Here is an 18,016-nt window from a genome sequence, read left to right on the forward strand (position 1 = left end):
GATGCGAACATCCTTATTAAAGCTGTTAAACAGCTGTACTTTCAATCGTTATGATCCTTAGCTTTTATTGAAAAGTTGCCCTTTCAATCACGCTTGGCTTTTGTTTAGTTTTCAAGGTACAATCTCTAAAAGATGACAGCTAATATATAATACAATAGCTATATCAATCTGTCAACTGGTAATAAATTCATAGATGGTGGGCCTGAGTGGACTCGAACCACCGACCTCACGCTTATCAGGCGTGCGCTCTAACCGACTGAGCTACAGGCCCATCTAACAAATTAATGGAGCACTCTCCGAGCACAACTGATGTTAACTCGCGATGATGTTTATCGACGAAGCGTCGTTAACAAATTAATGGAGCACCACAAGGGTACAACTGATATGATCTCACTAAGATGCTTCACAATGAAGTTTCGATCATAACTAATGGAGCGGGTGATGGGAATCGAACCCACGACCAGAGCTTGGAAGGCTCTTGTTTTACCACTAAACTACACCCGCATATATATTTAACCTGGTCGGGAAGACAGGATTTGAACCTGCGACCCCTTGGTCCCAAACCAAGTGCTCTGCCAAGCTGAGCTACTTCCCGTTTTAGAAGTTTGATGTTAGATGTTCGAAGTTAGACTTTTTGTATTGCCTCGAAGCAGAACTTTCATTTTAACTTCTTATCTCCAACCTCTAAATTCTAGAAGATGGCGCGCCCTGGAGGATTCGAACCCCCAACCTTCTGATCCGTAGTCAGACGATCTATCCAGTTGATCTAAGGGCGCATATAAAGTTTAACAAATTAGGAAGCATATCCAAATGGAAAGCATAAGTGCGGTCGAGAGGACTCGAACCTCCACGGAGTCTCCTCCACTAGCCCCTCAAGCTAGCGCGTCTGCCATTCCGCCACGACCGCAGAATAAGTGATGGTATCATATAGGAAAAAATAAATGGTGCGGGTGAAGGGACTCGAACCCCCACGTCGCAAGACACTAGATCCTAAATCTAGCGCGTCTGCCAATTCCGCCACACCCGCATCCTGTATAGTGGATGTTAAACATTTAAAGTTAGATAGTTTAAATCACTTCTAACTTTCTGTTTTAACCTAAAAATGGTGAGCCATGGAGGATTCGAACCTCCGACCCTCTGATTAAAAGTCAGATGCTCTACCGACTGAGCTAATGGCTCAAATGGCTGGCCCAGCTGGATTCGAACCAGCGCATCCCGGAACCAAAATCCGGTGCCTTACCGCTTGGCTATGGGCCAGCAATGGCGGTCCCGACCGGATTTGAACCGGCGATCTCCTGCGTGACAGGCAGGCATGTTAACCACTACACCACGGGACCGTATATAGAATATATTGAATAGATATCTTTTGTTCAAAATTCCCTTGTCCAAGGCATTTACAAAAGTTAAAGTGGTGACCCGTACGGGATTCGAACCCGTGTTACCGCCGTGAAAGGGCGGTGTCTTAACCACTTGACCAACGGGCCAAAGATTTCTCGATGGCGGAGAAGGAGGGATTCGAACCCTCGCACGGGGTTACCCGTCTACTCCCTTAGCAGGGGAGCCCCTTCAGCCAACTTGGGTACTTCTCCATTGGCTCCACAGGCAGGATTCGAACCTGCGACCGATCGGTTAACAGCCGATTGCTCTACCACTGAGCTACTGTGGAATATAATGTGCTATCTTTTCTTTAAAGCCGCTTATTCTCAGCAGCGACATTTAATATTATACATCACAACATTACATGTGTCAACAACTTTTTTCGATGTTTTTCTAAACATTAATGTCACTTCATTGGCGACTTAATTAATTTATCACATCATAACAAAGCTCGTCAACCCTCTTTAAGGGATTTTTTTAAGATCCATTGAAGCTTTCCCCGACACTTGCCGCAAACATATTTTTTTGTATCGATTGTCTTTTTCCTGTAGTATACCTCACCGCATTTTTGACATTTATACACATGAATATTTCTCGTTTGGTTTCTTGTACCCGGAATCGATTGACAGTACCTCGATCCGCCTACTTGGGAAAGTAAGTCCTGAAAATCACGATCGCGATGTTGATATCCTTTCCCTTCAATATGCAAATGATAATGGCAAAGTTCATGCTTAATAATTTTTATTAATTCTTCTTCACCATAAACATCGAGCTGTTTTGGATTAAATTCAAGATGATGGCTGGAGAGTAAATACCGTCCTCCTGTCGTTCTTAGACGGTTATTAAATGTTGCCCGATGCTTAAAAGGTTTATTAAACCACTCTAACGATATTCGTTCTACAAGTTCTTGTAATTCGTTATTTGTCATTTATCTCGTCCTTTTCATATTTTTGGGCACTTCAACAAGCTTTGCTTCATAGATTAAAAATGAAAGCATTTATCTGTTTTTTTAAAGGAGGTCCCTTCCTTCGTATGCCCTTTTGGTTTAAAAAACAACTTAGAGAGGCTTATTACAAAAAGGATCGGTATCAGATTAAATTATTAAATCAATGCTGGTTTTTTTATCAAGAGAGGCACTGTTCATAAATAAACAGTGCCTATTTCTTTCGGGCAACAAAACTTCATCAATATGGAAAAAACTCTTTGCAACTTTCCCGACGAGACGTGTCAATCACCTTAACCTTAATACTTATCAATCATCAAGATTTTTTATTGTCCGGCAGCATAGTAAGTGAAATACGTCCCTTTTGCACATCAACACTGTCAACCCATACAGTCACAATTTGCCCTACCTGGACAATATCCAGCGGGTGCTTAACATAACTGTTGGATAACTTGGAAATATGGACGAGACCGTCTTGTTTGACACCAACATCAACAAAAGCGCCAAAATCAACAACATTCCTGACAGTTCCCTCCAATTGCATACCTTCCTTAAGATCCGCCAGTTCAAGAACATCAGTTTTTAGCAATGGCTTTTTCACATCATCACGAGGGTCACGGCTGGGACGGATAAAGGCGTCTATAATATCTTTTAAGGTTGGTTCCCCCATGCCTAAATCTTTTGCTGTCTCACTAATATTAATGGCTTTTAGTTTTTCTATTAATTTTTCAGTGCCGATGTCTGCTGTCGAACACTCCAGAAGATCAAGCAACTTATGGGCATCCTGATAGCTTTCAGGATGAATGGCCGTTTTATCAAGGGGCTCGTCGCCATCGGGGATTCTTAAAAAGCCTGCACATTGCTCAAATGTCTTATCACCTAAACGCGGGACAGTTTTCAACTGCTCTCTGCTTAAATATTTACCATCTTCTTCACGTTTTTTAATAACATTGTTTGCAACAGCCTTTGATAAGCCGGCAACATATTGAAGCAATGAAGATGAAGCGGTGTTTACATTGACACCAACTCGGTTGACCACTGTTTCAACAACAAAAGTAAGCGATGTATTTAGCTCTTTCTGCGATACATCATGCTGGTATTGGCCAACCCCAACAGATTTAGGGTCAATCTTGACTAATTCACTTAAAGGATCCTGAAGCCTTCTCGCTATAGAAACCGCGCTTCTTTCTTCAACTTGCAGATCCGGGAATTCTTCACGCGCAAGCTTAGACGCTGAATAAACGCTTGCACCTGCCTCATTTACGATAAGATAATATATATTTCTATCCTTTACTTCTTTTATAACATCCGCAATAAACTTTTCAGTCTCTCTCGACGCTGTCCCATTCCCGATGGCAACCATTTCGATATTAAATTTCTTAATTAAAGCTAATACATGATCCTTTGCTTTTTCAACTTCCGATTTCGGAGGGGTCGGGTAAATGACCGATATGTCCAATACCTTGCCGGTTTCATCAACGACTGCCAATTTACAGCCTGTACGATAAGCCGGGTCGACGCCTAATACAATTTTTTCTTTAATCGGCGGCTGCAGGAGCAATGATCTTAAATTCTCAGAAAAAATATGTATAGCCTGTTCTTCCGCCTTCTCAGTTAATGATTGGCGAACCTCTCTCTCAATCGACGGCGCTATTAACCGCTTATACGCGTCCTGAATCGTTTCCTTGAGTATTTCTAACGCAAAGGTTTTTGAATGAGTGATAATACGTTTATCCATCCATTCAATAATTTCTTCAACGGGGGCAATAATATTAACTTTTAAAATTTCCTCTTTTTCTCCGCGATTTATCGCTAAAACTCTATGAGGTACAATGTTTTGTACATTTTCCTCGTATTCATAGTACATTTCATAAACTTTCTTTTCGTCTTTCTCTAATACCTTCTTATCTTTAAGGGAACTGTGAAGCACACCTTTTTTAAACGTCTTTATTCTTATCCATTTTCTTATTTCAGGATCATCAGAAATTCTTTCAGCGATGATATCCTTCGCCCCGGCTATAACTTCTTCAACTTGGTAAAGCTCATGCTCATCAGATAAATATTTCTCCGCTTCTTTTTCAATGCTTGCTTCCGGAAAACTCATGAGCCAATCCGCGAGCGGCTCAAGGCCCTTTTCTTTTGCGATGGTTGCCCGCGTACGTCTTTTTTGCTTATAAGGACGGTATAAATCCTCTACTTCTTGCAGTTTTGCCGATTGTTTAATGGCCTTTTGCAAGTCATCTGTTAATTTTCCTTGTTCATCAATAAGGCGCAAAACCTCATCTTTACGTTTTTCTAACTGCAGAGCATATTGCCATCCATCATGGATGTCGTTAATTTGCACTTCGTCTAATCCGCCGGTTAATTCTTTTCTATAACGGGCAATAAAAGGGATTGTATTATCTTCCTCAAGTAATTTTATAACATTTGCCACACGCTGCGGCTGAATATCAAGCGACTTAGCCAATTGCTTATAAATTGTTTCCTTTTCTATTACTGCTTGGCTCATGGGGCGCCTCCTTCTGTTCAAAAAGGTCCAAAAAAATTTTGGGCTTATACTTTAATCATATCAAAATTTGCACATAAAAAAACAGCCTCCCATCAAGAAGCTGCGTTACAACGGTTTTCCAATTAAAATTGTTAAATCATCGTTATTGTTTAATTTTGCATAATTATCAAGGTAACTTTCCGCTTCTTCAGCTACAACATGATACATTTTTTTAATCGAATGAACTTGGTTTGCATGTAATGTTACGCCGTCTGAATGAATAACAAACATCGCATGATCAGGATAATTAAATTCTTGAACCTGAAGACGAACAGGCTGACCAGATAAAAATCCGCGATTCGGCAACGGAGAAATAGGTTTGCCGATTTGAGGATAAATCTTAAAATTTACATTACCAACGCCGCAAAAGGATACTAACTTGTCAGTGTAATCAATCTTAAAAATAGTAACGACAGCACCCCGATGTTTAATTAATGATTGGTTAACCTTATTCATTAAAAGATCAACAGGAAGGGTATGATTGGACTCGATCGTCTCAACAGCTTTTTGGGAGGCTTCTTTTGCACCGATTCCGCTTCCCAAGCCGTCAGCTACCGCGCATATTAAATAGCTGTCTGTTTCTTTTACAAAATAGCTGTCACCGCAGCACGGTTTATCCTTTTTCGCCCTTTGAAAGACGGATACTTCAAATTTTTCGAAGGGATAATGTTTAATCATGTCAGTTTTTCAAGCCCTTCTTCAGGTAAAGTCTCACGAAGTTTCTTCAATGCCCGTCTCTGCAATCTCGATACATGCATCTGAGAAATGCCAAGCCGGTCCCCTGTTTCCTTTTGGCTGAGGTTTTCAAAATAAGTCAGTTCAATAATTTCCTGCTCACGATCAGTCAATGATTGAAAAACCTTTTCAAAGAGCATTTTCCGGTCAACGGTTTCATAACCGTCATCTTGCCTGCCAACCAGATCAAGAAGAGTGACCGTTCCGCCCTCAGCGTCTGCCTCTATTTTACTATCAACTGACAGTGCATGATAGCTTCTGCTCATTTCCATAGTTTCCAGCACATCTTCTTCATCGACATTGAGGAATTCTGCTATTTCCGCTACTTTCGGTGAACGTTGCAAGTCATTAGTCAGCTTATCAACTGTTTTTTTGATTTTCGGACCAAGTTCTTTAATCCTTCTCGGAACATGGACACTCCATGTTTTATCACGCATATATCTTTTAATCTCGCCAATAATGGTTGGAACGGCAAATGATTCGAAGCTTCTTCCCATCGAGGGGTCAAAGCGTCTTAATGCCGCGAGTAAGCCGATCATACCAACTTGGTATAAATCCTCTTTAATATCACTGTTTTTAGAAAACTTATTGGACATGGCCACAACCAGATTTTCATAGTATTTAATCAGTTTGTTTTGAATAAATTCCTCTTCTGGATCCTTCTGGTATGCGGCGATCAGTTCGTATATATCAGTTTTCATATCATTCTGTTGAAGTTGAGACTTTGCGGGCATTGTTATCCACCTCGTCTCTTCTCAAAAACTTTGTCATGGCTACTATGACCCCGGAATCACCGCTGATAGTCACTTTATCCATCAGTGTTTCAATCAAAAACAGCCCTAGCCCTCCTTCATTGATCTTTTCCAATGACATATTAGGATCTATAGGCTGCAAATTACCAATTTTATCTTGGAAATTAAAGCTTTTCCCGCGGTCGCCGACGATAATTTCTATACGGTCATCGTAGCTGTCGATTCTTATGCTTATTTTTCCATCCTCATTAGCTTGATAAGCATGGTTGCACGCATTGGTACAGGCTTCAGAAACAGCGATCTTAATATCTTCAATATCTTCATAAGAATATCCAAGCCGGTTAGCTACGCCTGAAGTTGTTAAACGGACAACCCCAACGAATTCCGGTTTTGCAGGAATAGTGAGATCTATCGAATCAGGAGACATCATCATTTTCCCTCCTTTACTGTATCATCATTATTTAAAACATCCAGGAGGCCAGTTATCTTAAAGAGCCTTTCCACACGGGGCGTCATTTCCCCAATCTCTAATGCACTGCCGCTTTTCTTAGCCGCTTTTAATCCGGCGATAATAATCCCGAGACCGGTGCTGTCCATATATTCTGTTTCGCTTAAATCAATTGTTACAACATCCCCGCCCTTTTCAACCAAAGGAATAAGTTCTTCACGGAGATTCGGTGCTGTATATGCGTCAACTTCACCTATAAGTTTAATCATATATTTATTTGAACCCATTTCTTGATGTTCTATCCGTAAATTCATCTGGAAACCTCCTGTTAACAACTTGGATGTTCAGCCGAACAAACCCTGCACTGCCAAGTACGATGTCAACTAAATGTATTATGGATTTACCCCTTAAAAATAAAGGCTAAACCTAAAATTTCATGACAATTAATGTAAAATCATCTCTAAGATCAAAATCTTGCAGTCTTTCTAATTCATAAAATACATTTTCAACAATTTCCTGGGCCGGCTTATCCATATACCCGCGAATCAAATCGATAACACCTTCACGCTCAATAAACCCTTTTTCCGTTCGGCATTCGGTTACCCCGTCAGTCAAAAGCACGATCATGTCTCCCGGCTGCACTTTCTTAACATACTCTTTGTATTTCGTTGAACGGGAAAGTCCTAAAACAAGCCCTTTGGCCTCTAATTCAGTAAATTTATCTTCGGCTGCAGAATAAAAAATACCAGGCTCATGACCTGCAGATGAATAAAAGAATTCCTGAACTCTAGGGTCATAAAGACCGTAAAACATAGTGATAAACATATTGGGGTCGACATTTTGCTCAACGACCCGGTTAAGGTTTTCAAGCATAGCCCCCGGCTGCATCCGCTGTTCCGGAATACTGTCCATCGTGTATTTTATCATGGACATACACATCGCGGCCGGAATACCCTTTCCCACAATATCAGCTATCGCAACGCTTATACAATGATTATCATCATTAACAAAATGGTAATAATCCCCGCTCATTTTTTTTGCGGGCTGACTGATAACACCAATGTCTAAAAATCCGCAGTCAGGGACATCCCCTTTTAATAAAGATTGCTGCAAATCGGCGGCAACATCAATTTCGGAATTAATTTGCCGCTGTTTATCTCTTAAGCTTTGGTGCTCACGGTAAGCCAATCCATAATCCATCATGACTTCCAATAAAAAATCGAAAGTATCAAGAACATCTTGATCTAAATAAGGCAAGGCCTGAGTAAGCACTTTGACATGCAGACTGACAACTTCCTCAGGAGAAATATTTTGCTCAATCATTTCTCTGCCAAATTGCTGGGCTTTGTACAAGCCTTTTTCGTTTCTATTTTCTAAATAGTTTAATAATACCTTTTCATATTTTTCATACAGGATTTGACTATCCATTAATAATTGTCTCCTCTCTCATTAACGGAGCCACTTTATTGCAACAATTTCTGTACCGCTGCCTTCTTGAGAATGGATTTTGAACTCATCCATCAATCTTTTAACACCCGGAAGACCCGCACCTAAACCTCCGGATGTCGTATATCCATCCTCCATAGCTTTACGAATATCCTTGATACCCGGTCCCTTGTCAGACGAGACGACTTTCAACCCCAATTTTCCCATATTATTAAAAGGTTCAACGGTAATAATCCCGTCATTGGCATAAAGATAGATATTTCTCGCAAGCTCTGAGATGGCAGTTGTAATTCTTGCTTGATCAACAGTCTGAAAACCAAGTTCTTTTGACAATTCACGGCCAAGCTGTCTGGCTTGGACAATGTTCCATTCATTTTTAATTTCTACACAGGATTGGGTGTGCATGGTCATCCCTCCAATTCCTGTTGCAGTTTCTCAAGTCCTTTTTCCAAATCTAGGGCTGTTGGTACATCTTTTAATGTTATGCCTAAGTCGATAAGGGTAATGGCTACAGCTGGCCTGATTCCGGTTAAAACAACTTTTGTGCCTAATAGCGAAGACATTTTGACCACATCGCCTAATATTTTTGCTATATAAGAATCAATCATGTCAACGGATGTTAAATCTATGACCGCACCTTTAACACCGGTTTCATGGATTTTTTCAAGCAGATCTTGCTGAAATTGAATGGCCGTCTGGTCATCCAATTCCACTTGAATAGAAATTAACAAATAGTCATGTAATTTTAGTATAGGAATTCTCAATCCGAGCCCTCCTGATCAATAAATACGATTTGCCGTTTTGTCATTTTCAAGGCCGTCTCTATGCCTTCTTTCAATGTACTTCTTGTAGGAAAATCATGAAGCGCAATGCCAAGGTTAACAATCGTTTGAGCAATTTCCGGGCGAATGCCGACTAAAATACACGACGCTCCGACTAACCGAACCGCTTCCGCAGCTTGAATAATATGATGAGCAACCATTGTATCAACGATTGGCACCCCTGTAATATCAATAAGAACCACTTCAGATCTATGCTCAATGACACCTTCAAGTAAATTTTCCATGATTAATTTTGCCCTGTCAGTATCGATTGTCCCAATTAACGGCATCACTGATATTTTTTCCATAACGGGAATTAAAGGCGCCGATAATTCCAAAAGGGCATTTTTTTGCAGATAAACAGTATTTTCCCATGACTCCGCTGAATCTTGAATTAACTTGTTAGTAATAGGATCTATAATAGCATCTGTTTGATGATAAAGCCGAAGTAAATCCTTTGTATTCTCCGCTTTTTTCCCGATGACTTCTATGACAACCTTCCGAAAGACTTGAATACCGTGGGTCAGATAACTTAATGGCCATCCAAAGCGCAGAATTCTTCCAATAAAATTATTTAAGTCTTCCGATGAACCTTCATTCAATATATAATTATATATCACTTCTGCAAAAGTTTCGTTTGTTGTGACCAAAGCACTATAATTAACATTAGTACTGGGCATGTCCGATACTGCTTCGTCCATCTTCTCCATCCACATTTGGACGATTTTATCTTTTTGTTCTTTTAAATGTTCAATCACTGCCGATTTCACAAAGACACTCCCTTCAAAACACACTTTCTTGAGAATAATTATTCCACTCCTAAAAATATTACGCAATCATTTTCTATGAAGATTCGACAAAAAATAAAAGCCACTCTTTATATAAGAGCAGCTAAGCGAATACTAGAAGTCAATCAGACCTAAGCTTATTTGAATGGCTTCATTGACGTTATGCATCATATCATCATCAAGATGTGTAATCTTATCGGTTAAACGTTGCTTGTCAATCGTTCGAATCTGTTCGAGTAATATTACTGAGTCACGATCAAATCCGTACTTTTTAGCATCAATTTCCACATGTGTCGGCAATTTTGCTTTTTGAATTTGAGCGGTGATAGCAGCTATTACCACCGTTGGACTAAAACGATTGCCGATGTCGTTTTGGATAATTAATACCGGCCGTACGCCACCCTGCTCTGAACCAACGACCGGAGAGAGATCGGCAAAATAAACATCGCCGCGTTTTACAATCACCCTAATTACACCCCGCTAACGAGGCGCTCTGAGGTAATTTCTGCCTCCTCTTCTGCAAGGAACGCTTCGGAGGCAATGTTTAAGTTGATTTTGGCCATTTCCATATAGCCTTGACGCATTGATTCACGAATCTGCCGTTTGTTCCTTTCACGAAGATACATTCTTACCGCTCGATGAAGAAACTCACTACGATTCACTTTATCCTTTTGAGCAATCCCGTCCATTTCGTTCAATAAATATTGTGGTAATTTCACTACAATTTCTTTAGAATTCGACTCAGGCATAAGTGCACCTCCAACAAATCGCTTCGACTCAATCATATTCTAAAAGTAATCATATCATTCCAAAATAAGTAATGCAAAGCCGCAATCTGAATAAACGTCTCTGGACACTTCGCGGCGGAAAGCGGGACACGTTTCAAAGAACAGCCTGCGGCAAAGGGAACGTGCTGCCATACACTTAAAACCCCGCTTCATTAATCGGAAAAATTCCCGGACCATTTAAACGTCACTAAGATGATAATTTATTTTACTACAATCTCATACCCTTAATCAACGGATTCTTTATTTTTATTATTTCTTTATTTTTTAAGTATATCCTTGGAACTCTTTCATTAATCATACAAGGTATTTCATAATTAATGGTTCCTAATTGTTCTGCTATTTCGTCAATCGTAATACATTCGTTTTTATCCGTACCGATCAGGGTAATTTTCGTGCCGGCGGGAACTTCGGATTTCAATCTGCACATCAGCTGGTCCATACAGATCCGGCCGATAACCGGGCAGCGCTCGCCATTGACAATCACTTGATTATGCTGTTCTTGGAGCCTTCTGTGCCAGCCATCCGCATAACCGATGCCAGCTGTTCCGATCCATTCATAACCTGCTGTCCGGTATGTGGCGCCATAACTGATTGCTTCATCAGGTTCCACTTTTTTAACATGAGTAAGGCGACTGTATAAACTAAAGGCCTCTTTCAATTGAAAGGGCAGTTTATGCTTCATGCTGGGAGATGGGGATAAGCCATACATTGAAATGCCAAATCGCACTAAATTAAACATTTTCTCGGGATGCTTAAGGGATGCCGCGCTGTTTCCGCAATGGATAATATTTGGATTGACGCCATCAGACTTTAACCATGATAGTGCTGTTTGGAATCTTTTATATTGCTCTTCAAAATAAGACTCGTCTTCTTCATCCGCAGTGGCAAAATGAGTATAAGCCCCTTCCAGGACAAAACGGCTGTCTTCTTTGAGCTTACGGACAAAGCGGGACAATGATTCTTCATCACGAATGCCTAAACGGCCCATACCTGTATCTAATTTAACATGCAAGAAAACCGGATCATTCTTTTGGTAAAAATTCATCGCTTGCTCGAGCCACTCTGTTTGATAAACAGTTAAAGAAATATGATATCTGGCGGCTATAGGTACGTCTTCAGGTCTAACACGCCCTAAAACTAAAATTGGAGCTTCAATCCCTGCCAACCGCAATTCAATAGCCTCATCCAGAAAGGCAACAGCCAGCCAATCGGCTCCTGTCCCCAGCGCCGTTTCAGCCACTTCAACAGCACCATGGCCGTATCCATTGGCTTTAACAACCGCCATTAATTGTGTATTTTTCGGCAAATAAGTCCTCATATTTTTTACATTTGATTCTATCGCATCAAGATCGACTTCTACCCATGTATCTCTATAATAAGGGGCCGTCATTTTTGTTATATCTCCTTTTATCATTTACTCATTCATTGTTACTATAACGTTTTCACTTTATTTTACAAGGATTTTTTTCCGGCGCCAAGTTTGAACTGAAATGATAAAGCATAAATAACTAAGCCGTCCAAAGCAGACGGCTTAAGTTTATTATTTGGTCAGTTTACCGTTAGTAGAACGGGCAATATTCTGCATATCTTCATCCGTTAATTTACTGGACGCTAAATAGTAATCCATGCCATCATATGACCATGATAAAGAATGATCAGTCATGGTACCGATGGTAAAGCCCAGGTTCACAGGCTCACCCATTGCCATAACCGGTGAGCTTGTCAGTGCGGCGTTACTCTTTGTTTCAATGAGTGTATAAGCTTTATCACCTTTATATTTAAGCACAAACTTTTTCTGATCGCTAGTAACTTCAGGTTTCATTACGGAGAGCTTCGTGTTTGGCAATTTAACCGTTGGATATGAAACTTTAAATTCTTGATTGTTAGCCGCCATTGTCGGTTCTTCAAGTTTTGCTGTTGTCATGTTCTTTTTAACGTCAAAATCATCTTTTCCAAATGAAGGGTTCATTTTAAAATCTTTAAAGTTTACATCTACAATAACATTCATATCTTTATCCATCACTTGAACTGATTTCGGCGCCAAGTCCTTTTTCAATAAAGAGATTTTCTGATTGGATAAGTCTTTGGTAGGGTAATTGGTTTTAGTTTTAAAAATATACTTATCATCTTTGGACTCAAAACTTGCACTCTCATCATTTAAGATATCTTTGGCAAGCGATTGATACAAATAAAATTGACTGCGATTATTCGGCCAATCGCTTTCAAAACGGTAACTTTTATTTAAGGCAGGCGTCAGTACAAATACGCCGTCTTTATTACGAATAATCATTTGTTTATTTTCCTTTTTGTTATCTTGCAGCACAACTTTATAGTATGACGGTTTCTTATACCAAATCTCGGCATGATAACTTTGCTTTTTATTTCCGTGCATGAACGTCATCACGGCATTGGTTTTATAGCCCTTGATTTCTTCCATCTTCTTGCCTAAATCAGATACGACGTGTTTTTGGCTCTTCTCACCGCATCCTGTCAAGACAACAAGGAACATGATGCCGAGTAACAGCAATGTAAATATCTTCTTCACTTTTTATCCAACCCCTTTGTCTCATGTCGGTGACAAAGGAGGGATTCTATTCTAGCAAACCGTATCGCTTTCGAAATCATGCAAAACCATCGGTATTCCATTAATAATATCGGATGCTGTGACATCCATTTGCGAATGGCCCTTAGAAACCAGTTGATCACTCACTGCTCCATGGAGATAAACAGCATTACAGATTGCCGGGAATAGTTGATGATGCTGAAGCATAAAGGCTAGAATCATTCCGGAAAGAACATCTCCCGTTCCGCCTTTGGCAAGTGCCGGGTTGCCCGTCGGATTAACCGCCTGCATTCCATCCGGTGCAGTTACAATGGTATACTTCCCTTTTAATATAAGATACACTTGATATTCTTTGGCGAATTGGCTCGCAATGCTAAATCGGTCATTTTCCACCTCTTTAACCGAAAGCCCGGTTAACCTCGCCATTTCACCAGGATGCGGCGTTAAGATGACTGGAGATGGTTTGTTTTTTAATAATGGCAAATAATGCTTCAAATGATATAAACCATCAGCATCAATCAACAATGGCTTTTCAGCTTGAGCCAGTACATCATGCAGCAACGCTTCAGCTGATGCTGTTCTGCCTATTCCCGGACCTATCGCGATACCGTCATACATATTCCAGTCAATATCCCCGGAAACATACATAGCCTCTGCAACATGGGACGCAATGATAGGCTTTATACTTTCAGGAACATAAAGGCTTAACAGTCCAATGCCCGATGTTAATGCAGCTTTGGCAGCAAGCGCACAAGCCCCGGGCATATTAGATGATCCTGCCGCAAGAATCCCCTTTCCAAAACTGCCTTTATGGGAAAAAGGCGTACGCTTTGGAAGTGAACTTATAAAATCTTTCTTTGTCCATAATTGTTTCGTTACGTTCGCATGATGAATAGCGGATGATGGCATGCCAATATCTATTGTCTTTGTTTGACCAAAATGAACGGCCCCCGGCTGTGTATACATCCCCATTTTCGGGCACTGTAATGTAAAGGTATAATCCGCCCTGACTGCTTCGTGCTCAAAATGACCCCCATCAGCCGGTACACCGCTTGGCAAATCAACCGCAATCACTGCAGCATCAGCCTTGTTAATGCTTTGGATCACCGCTTGATAAGGTTTTTTTGGAGATCCCCGAAAACCCGTTCCAAGCAGTGCATCAATGATTAATGTGTAATTCTTAACTTTTTCTTGAAAAACTTCAGGTTCCTCAGCAACATATTTTATTGATCCTCCAGAACGTAAAAAGATATCCCTATGAATTGCCGCGTCTCCTGTTATTTCCTTTTGCTCAGGAACAACCCAAACATCTGCTTGACAAGGCTGATCTATCAACTGCCTGGCAATAACGAAACCGTCTCCGCCATTGTTCCCTTTGCCTATCATCACTCCTATTCTCTCTCCTTCACCTAAGAAGGGTTTCAAATAATGAAAGAAAGCGCGCCCGGCATTCTCCATTAAGATCGGCCCCGACAGGCCAATGCTCCCTATTGCATACTGATCGATGGTTTGCATTTCTTCTCGTGATACGATGTGCACAATAGTCCCTCCTAGCGCATTAAAAATATATGAGACAACTTCCTCCAATATGCAGACTAGCCTATTTGCTTTCAATAATGACAAAAGCTGCGGCAAAGGTATCAGTATGAGTAATAGAAAGATGAATGACTTGCTGTTCATCTGTCATATCCTTTAATATAGGCTTACCTTGTCCATTATTAATCACTTCAATATCACGCCATGACAACGTGTTGCCAATGCCTGTCCCTTTTGCTTTCGCATAAGCCTCTTTGGCAGCGAAACGCCCGGCTAGATATTCGACTTTCCTATGATCAGACAATTGATTAAACCGCTGTTTTTCTTGAATTGTTAAAATACGATCTATAAACTTATCATTGGTAATTTGTTTTTTTATCCGATGGCATTCGATCATATCTATTCCTGTTCCAATAATCATTTTTTCACCTTTTTAATAAGCTTCAGCGCTGTTTTTGATTTATAATATTATTAAATATGTCCGGCTTTTAAATAACCTCTTAAAATAAGTCAAGCTCTTAACTAAGGAGGACAATCTGTGTTTGTCAGAAACGAAAACTTTAAAACTTTTATTAAACTATACCCCATTGTATCATGTATCATCGCCATAAATATTGTTATCTATCTCATCATCTTTCTTGATAAATTTACTTCCACTGGAATAGGGTACACCATTGTTAATTCCGGGATTGGCTTTAATGCGGCAATTGCCTATGGGGAATGGTGGAGACTCATTACACCAATTTTTTTACATATCACATTCCCGCACGTCTTATTTAATTGTTTTTCAATATTGTTGTTCGCTCCCGCACTTGAATTATTACTTGGTAAATGGCGGTTTATCATAGCCTACCTTGGCGCCGGCCTTATCGGCAATTTAGCGGTCTATTTATTTCAGCCAATGGGCTATTCATATTTAGGTGCCAGCGGGGCTATCTTTGGATTATTTGGCATTTACCTCTTTATGGTTGCCATTCGCCGTGATCTTATTGACAGCTTTAATACGAAAATAATTGTTGTTATCCTTATTTTAGGTTTGATTTCAACTTTTGTTTATCCTGATATTGATATTCTGGGACATTTGTTTGGTTTTCTCGGAGGGTTTATACTGGCTCCGTTCCTTTTAATGAAGGTTAAACATAATCCGTATATACAATAATCAATATCCATAGGAAGCTTCAGCTTCTTATGGATATTTTTATTTTACGTTAAATTTAAGCGCAGCAAAATGAGCCTTGCGCTCTAAAGTTTTAGACCTGATCCCCGCCTTTTAGTTTCCCAACCGGCATGTCTTCTTTAACAAATTAAACAGTTAACATAGAAAAAATTTGCTGGCCTTACCGTTTACAAATCATGGCAGTACAAGCAGTTACCACCCATTTTTACCTATTTTATAATATTCTAAAAATTTAATTATTTTATTGATTAATTAAATTATTACGCATATAATTTGTTTATAATCCAATTTTTATATCTAAAGGAGGGAATAGTATGTCCCAAGGCAAACTGAAGAAGAAACTCAATATTTGGGACCTTACCTTTCTGGGTATAGGTTCAATTATTGGGTCGGGTTGGCTTTACGCGGCTTTAAATGGTGCAACCTACGCAGGACCTTTTGCATGGATTTCATGGATTTTAGGAGCAATTGCAATTATTTTAATTGGCATGGTCTATGCTGAACTGGGAGCTGCATTGCCAAGAGCCGGCGGTTTTGTCCGCTACCCGGATTACACTCATGGTTCTGTTGTCGGTTATATGATCGGCTTCGCCTCGGTGTTGGCTTATTCAAGCGTGATTGGCGTTGAAGTTGAAGCTGTAAGGGGCTACGCCCAAACCTGGTGGCCGGCTCTTGGTCACGCTGACGGAACACCAACTGGTCTCGGTCTCCTTATACAAATTGTTCTTATTTTTGTTTTCTTTTTATTAAACTATTGGAGCGTCAACATTTTTGGGAAAATTAACACAGTTGTTACTATTTTTAAATTTGTTGTTCCTTTACTGACTGTAATTGCTCTGCTTTTCTTTATCCATCCTGGAAACTTTACAATAACCAAAGCTAATCCCGGCGGTATTCATGGCGTATTCAAAGCCGTTGCGGGTGCAGGTATTGTCTTTTCATTCCTTGGATTCAGGCAGGCCATTGACTTTGCCGCGGAAGCCAAAAATCCGAGAAAGGATGTACCGAGGGCCATCATATACGCGGTTATCACCGGCCTCGTTCTTTATGTTATTTTACAGCTTGTGTTTATTGGAGCAGTTCCGCCGGAAAAACTGGCACACGGATGGGCCAGTCTTAAATTTTCATCGCCGTTTGCAAACCTTTTGGGCGCATTGGGCATTAGCTGGCTTGTAAGCTTAATCCTGTTTGATGCTGTTATCTCCCCTGCCGGTACAGGCAACATTTTCTTAGCTGGTACAGCGCGTGTTCTCTTTGCTTGGGCAAAAAATGGTTACTTTTATTCGATATTCCAAAAAGTCGATCCAAGAAGCGGATTGCCTCGCGCAGCACTATGGTTAACATTTATTTTAGCAGCTCTTTGGACCCTTCCTTCTCAATTCCAAGTTTGGGGAGGCCTTATTAACGCTGTTACCTCAGCCTTTGTATTAACCTATATGACCGGGCCGATTTCAGCGGGCTCATTACGCAAAACATCGCCTGATTTAGAAAGGCCATTTAAATTAAAAGCAATGTCGGTTATTTCGCCTTTAGCCTTCATTGCAGCTGCATTGATTGCCTTCTGGAGCGGATTTAACGTTAACTTGATATTGATCAGCTTAATTTTCGCTTCATTAATTCTATACTTTGCCTTTATCGATAACAATAAACGTTTCAAAAAGAACTTAAAAGAAGATCTTCTTTCTTCAATTTGGATGTTTGTCTATTATATTATGATTTTCGTATTCTCTTTCTTAGGAACGTTCGGCGGAAAGGGAATTATCCCGGCTCCATGGGACACTATTATCGTCGCAGCTTGTGCCTTAGGAATCTATTATTGGGGCGTTCATTCCGGACTTAAAAAGCCGCGGATTACAAGTGATAAAGAAGATGAAGAGGTTAAAGCTGTCGGATAAAGACCGGGGATTCCCGGTCTTTTTTTGTTATATCTATAAAAGTGACGGTTATGTTTTATTTCCTTAGAATAGTCACACATCCGCTAATAAATTTTTATTAACATCCTCTCCGTTCATCCCCGTTATTTTTTCTTTAACATGACCTTTCCATTCTAACAAATTAGTTTGAGGTGACATGCCGATTAACATATATGTGAAA

19 protein-coding genes and 12 tRNA genes are annotated in these 18,016 nt (G+C 40.2%); 3 read left to right on the plus strand and 28 right to left on the minus strand.

Annotation, left to right across the window (positions count from 1 at the left end; translation table 11 throughout):
• Nucleotides 1–194: 194 nt before the first annotated feature.
• The 13 genes from ACFQRG_RS18350 to ACFQRG_RS18410 all read right to left on the minus strand — a co-directional run bounded on the left by ACFQRG_RS18350 (nucleotide 195) and on the right by ACFQRG_RS18410 (nucleotide 2,305).
• Nucleotides 195–271, minus strand: a tRNA-Ile gene (locus ACFQRG_RS18350).
• Between the two features lie 159 nt (nucleotides 272–430).
• Nucleotides 431–504: transfer RNA gene (locus ACFQRG_RS18355), tRNA-Gly, on the minus strand.
• A 14-nt stretch (nucleotides 505–518) separates the two neighbouring features.
• A tRNA-Pro gene (locus tag ACFQRG_RS18360) sits at nucleotides 519–595 on the minus strand.
• A 104-nt stretch (nucleotides 596–699) separates the two neighbouring features.
• Nucleotides 700–776: transfer RNA gene (locus ACFQRG_RS18365), tRNA-Arg, on the minus strand.
• Nucleotides 777–824: 48 nt separating this feature from the next.
• Nucleotides 825–907: transfer RNA gene (locus tag ACFQRG_RS18370), tRNA-Leu, on the minus strand.
• 35 nt (nucleotides 908–942) lie between these two features.
• Nucleotides 943–1,027: transfer RNA gene (locus ACFQRG_RS18375), tRNA-Leu, on the minus strand.
• 76 nt (nucleotides 1,028–1,103) lie between these two features.
• Nucleotides 1,104–1,179: transfer RNA gene (locus tag ACFQRG_RS18380), tRNA-Lys, on the minus strand.
• Nucleotides 1,180–1,182: 3 nt separating this feature from the next.
• A tRNA-Gln gene (locus ACFQRG_RS18385) sits at nucleotides 1,183–1,257 on the minus strand.
• Nucleotides 1,258–1,261: 4 nt separating this feature from the next.
• Nucleotides 1,262–1,337 (minus strand) — tRNA-Asp (locus ACFQRG_RS18390).
• A gap of 72 nt (nucleotides 1,338–1,409) precedes the next feature.
• Nucleotides 1,410–1,484, minus strand: a tRNA-Glu gene (locus ACFQRG_RS18395).
• A gap of 13 nt (nucleotides 1,485–1,497) precedes the next feature.
• Nucleotides 1,498–1,589, minus strand: a tRNA-Ser gene (locus ACFQRG_RS18400).
• A 2-nt stretch (nucleotides 1,590–1,591) separates the two neighbouring features.
• Nucleotides 1,592–1,666, minus strand: a tRNA-Asn gene (locus ACFQRG_RS18405).
• 165 nt (nucleotides 1,667–1,831) lie between these two features.
• On the minus strand, nucleotides 1,832–2,305 hold the full coding sequence (locus ACFQRG_RS18410; protein ID WP_380968828.1) for a SprT family protein: 474 nt from the start codon (nucleotides 2,303–2,305) through the stop codon (nucleotides 1,832–1,834).
• Nucleotides 2,306–2,409: 104 nt separating this feature from the next.
• Here ACFQRG_RS18410 and cmpA point away from each other — a divergent pair, with 104 nt between their 5' ends.
• Nucleotides 2,410–2,523 (plus strand): cortex morphogenetic protein CmpA, encoded by a 114-nt coding sequence (gene cmpA, locus ACFQRG_RS18415; RefSeq protein WP_132747235.1) that lies wholly within the window; start codon nucleotides 2,410–2,412, stop codon nucleotides 2,521–2,523.
• Nucleotides 2,524–2,636: 113 nt separating this feature from the next.
• Here the strand turns inward: cmpA and ACFQRG_RS18420 are convergent, their stop codons facing one another.
• From ACFQRG_RS18420 to acpS, 15 genes are all read right to left on the minus strand, one after another.
• Entirely contained in the window at nucleotides 2,637–4,829 is a 2,193-nt protein-coding gene (locus tag ACFQRG_RS18420) for a Tex family protein (RefSeq protein ID WP_380968830.1), read from the minus strand.
• A gap of 105 nt (nucleotides 4,830–4,934) precedes the next feature.
• Nucleotides 4,935–5,546, minus strand: coding sequence for a protein phosphatase 2C domain-containing protein (locus tag ACFQRG_RS18425; RefSeq protein WP_380968832.1), 612 nt, complete (start codon nucleotides 5,544–5,546; stop codon nucleotides 4,935–4,937).
• On the minus strand, nucleotides 5,543–6,337 hold the full coding sequence (gene sigB, locus ACFQRG_RS18430; protein WP_380968834.1) for an RNA polymerase sigma factor SigB: 795 nt from the start codon (nucleotides 6,335–6,337) through the stop codon (nucleotides 5,543–5,545). The genes ACFQRG_RS18425 and sigB overlap by 4 nt, the downstream gene beginning before the upstream one ends.
• Nucleotides 6,306–6,788, minus strand: a complete 483-nt coding sequence (gene rsbW / locus ACFQRG_RS18435) for an anti-sigma B factor RsbW (protein WP_380968836.1) — start codon at nucleotides 6,786–6,788, stop codon at nucleotides 6,306–6,308. The genes sigB and rsbW overlap by 32 nt, the downstream gene beginning before the upstream one ends.
• Complete coding sequence (locus ACFQRG_RS18440; RefSeq protein ID WP_380968838.1) at nucleotides 6,785–7,117, minus strand: STAS domain-containing protein; 333 nt, start codon at nucleotides 7,115–7,117, stop codon at nucleotides 6,785–6,787. Before ACFQRG_RS18440 ends, rsbW begins: the two co-directional genes overlap by 4 nt.
• A 112-nt stretch (nucleotides 7,118–7,229) precedes the next feature.
• On the minus strand, nucleotides 7,230–8,231 hold the full coding sequence (locus tag ACFQRG_RS18445; protein WP_380968840.1) for a PP2C family protein-serine/threonine phosphatase: 1,002 nt from the start codon (nucleotides 8,229–8,231) through the stop codon (nucleotides 7,230–7,232).
• Nucleotides 8,232–8,252: 21 nt separating this feature from the next.
• Complete coding sequence (locus ACFQRG_RS18450) at nucleotides 8,253–8,654, minus strand: anti-sigma regulatory factor (protein ID WP_380968842.1); 402 nt, start codon at nucleotides 8,652–8,654, stop codon at nucleotides 8,253–8,255.
• Nucleotides 8,655–8,656: 2 nt separating this feature from the next.
• Nucleotides 8,657–9,013, minus strand: coding sequence for an STAS domain-containing protein (locus tag ACFQRG_RS18455; RefSeq protein ID WP_380968844.1), 357 nt, complete (start codon nucleotides 9,011–9,013; stop codon nucleotides 8,657–8,659).
• A complete protein-coding gene (locus ACFQRG_RS18460; RefSeq protein ID WP_380968846.1) occupies nucleotides 9,010–9,840 on the minus strand; it encodes an STAS domain-containing protein in 831 nt (276 codons plus the stop codon). The genes ACFQRG_RS18455 and ACFQRG_RS18460 overlap by 4 nt, the downstream gene beginning before the upstream one ends.
• Before the next feature lie 132 nt (nucleotides 9,841–9,972).
• Entirely contained in the window at nucleotides 9,973–10,323 is a 351-nt protein-coding gene (locus ACFQRG_RS18465) for a type II toxin-antitoxin system PemK/MazF family toxin (RefSeq protein WP_205002620.1), read from the minus strand.
• Between the two features lie 5 nt (nucleotides 10,324–10,328).
• A complete protein-coding gene (locus ACFQRG_RS18470) occupies nucleotides 10,329–10,607 on the minus strand; it encodes a CopG family ribbon-helix-helix protein (protein ID WP_380968848.1) in 279 nt (92 codons plus the stop codon).
• A 247-nt stretch (nucleotides 10,608–10,854) separates the two neighbouring features.
• The gene (alr, locus tag ACFQRG_RS18475) at nucleotides 10,855–12,036 is read right to left on the minus strand and encodes an alanine racemase (protein ID WP_380968850.1); all 1,182 of its coding nucleotides are present in this window, start codon (nucleotides 12,034–12,036) and stop codon (nucleotides 10,855–10,857) included.
• A gap of 150 nt (nucleotides 12,037–12,186) precedes the next feature.
• Entirely contained in the window at nucleotides 12,187–13,191 is a 1,005-nt protein-coding gene (locus ACFQRG_RS18480; protein ID WP_380968852.1) for a LolA family protein, read from the minus strand.
• A gap of 51 nt (nucleotides 13,192–13,242) precedes the next feature.
• Nucleotides 13,243–14,748, minus strand: a complete 1,506-nt coding sequence (locus ACFQRG_RS18485; RefSeq protein ID WP_380968855.1) for an NAD(P)H-hydrate dehydratase — start codon at nucleotides 14,746–14,748, stop codon at nucleotides 13,243–13,245.
• A gap of 61 nt (nucleotides 14,749–14,809) precedes the next feature.
• Entirely contained in the window at nucleotides 14,810–15,166 is a 357-nt protein-coding gene (acpS, locus tag ACFQRG_RS18490) for a holo-ACP synthase (RefSeq protein WP_380968857.1), read from the minus strand.
• Between the two features lie 117 nt (nucleotides 15,167–15,283).
• Here acpS and ACFQRG_RS18495 point away from each other — a divergent pair, with 117 nt between their 5' ends.
• Both ACFQRG_RS18495 and ACFQRG_RS18500 read left to right on the plus strand, forming a co-directional pair.
• On the plus strand, nucleotides 15,284–15,904 hold the full coding sequence (locus ACFQRG_RS18495) for a rhomboid family intramembrane serine protease (RefSeq protein WP_380968859.1): 621 nt from the start codon (nucleotides 15,284–15,286) through the stop codon (nucleotides 15,902–15,904).
• A 332-nt stretch (nucleotides 15,905–16,236) separates the two neighbouring features.
• Nucleotides 16,237–17,817, plus strand: a complete 1,581-nt coding sequence (locus ACFQRG_RS18500) for an APC family permease (protein WP_380968861.1) — start codon at nucleotides 16,237–16,239, stop codon at nucleotides 17,815–17,817.
• Nucleotides 17,818–18,016 lie beyond the last annotated feature (199 nt).

It is taken from the genome of Scopulibacillus cellulosilyticus, from assembly GCF_042665295.1.
In the GTDB taxonomy this organism is placed as follows: domain Bacteria; phylum Bacillota; class Bacilli; order Bacillales; family Sporolactobacillaceae; genus Scopulibacillus_A; species Scopulibacillus_A cellulosilyticus.

Bases quoted from the DNA above. Each gene is read 5' to 3' on its own strand.
- ACFQRG_RS18445 (WP_380968840.1), bottom strand. From the start codon at position 8,231: ATGGATAGTCAAATCCTGTATGAAAAATATGAAAAGGTATTATTAAAC.
- ACFQRG_RS18470 (WP_380968848.1), bottom strand. From the start codon at position 10,607: ATGCCTGAGTCGAATTCTAAAGAAATTGTAGTGAAATTACCACAATAT.
- cmpA (WP_132747235.1), top strand. From the start codon at position 2,410: ATGCCCTTTTGGTTTAAAAAACAACTTAGAGAGGCTTATTACAAAAAG.
- ACFQRG_RS18450 (WP_380968842.1), bottom strand. From the start codon at position 8,654: ATGCACACCCAATCCTGTGTAGAAATTAAAAATGAATGGAACATTGTC.
- rsbW (WP_380968836.1), bottom strand. From the start codon at position 6,788: ATGATGATGTCTCCTGATTCGATAGATCTCACTATTCCTGCAAAACCG.
- ACFQRG_RS18500 (WP_380968861.1), top strand. From the start codon at position 16,237: ATGTCCCAAGGCAAACTGAAGAAGAAACTCAATATTTGGGACCTTACC.
- ACFQRG_RS18410 (WP_380968828.1), bottom strand. From the start codon at position 2,305: ATGACAAATAACGAATTACAAGAACTTGTAGAACGAATATCGTTAGAG.
- ACFQRG_RS18425 (WP_380968832.1), bottom strand. From the start codon at position 5,546: ATGATTAAACATTATCCCTTCGAAAAATTTGAAGTATCCGTCTTTCAA.
- sigB (WP_380968834.1), bottom strand. From the start codon at position 6,337: ATGCCCGCAAAGTCTCAACTTCAACAGAATGATATGAAAACTGATATA.
- ACFQRG_RS18440 (WP_380968838.1), bottom strand. From the start codon at position 7,117: ATGAATTTACGGATAGAACATCAAGAAATGGGTTCAAATAAATATATG.
- ACFQRG_RS18420 (WP_380968830.1), bottom strand. From the start codon at position 4,829: ATGAGCCAAGCAGTAATAGAAAAGGAAACAATTTATAAGCAATTGGCT.
- alr (WP_380968850.1), bottom strand. From the start codon at position 12,036: ATGACGGCCCCTTATTATAGAGATACATGGGTAGAAGTCGATCTTGAT.
- acpS (WP_380968857.1), bottom strand. From the start codon at position 15,166: ATGATTATTGGAACAGGAATAGATATGATCGAATGCCATCGGATAAAA.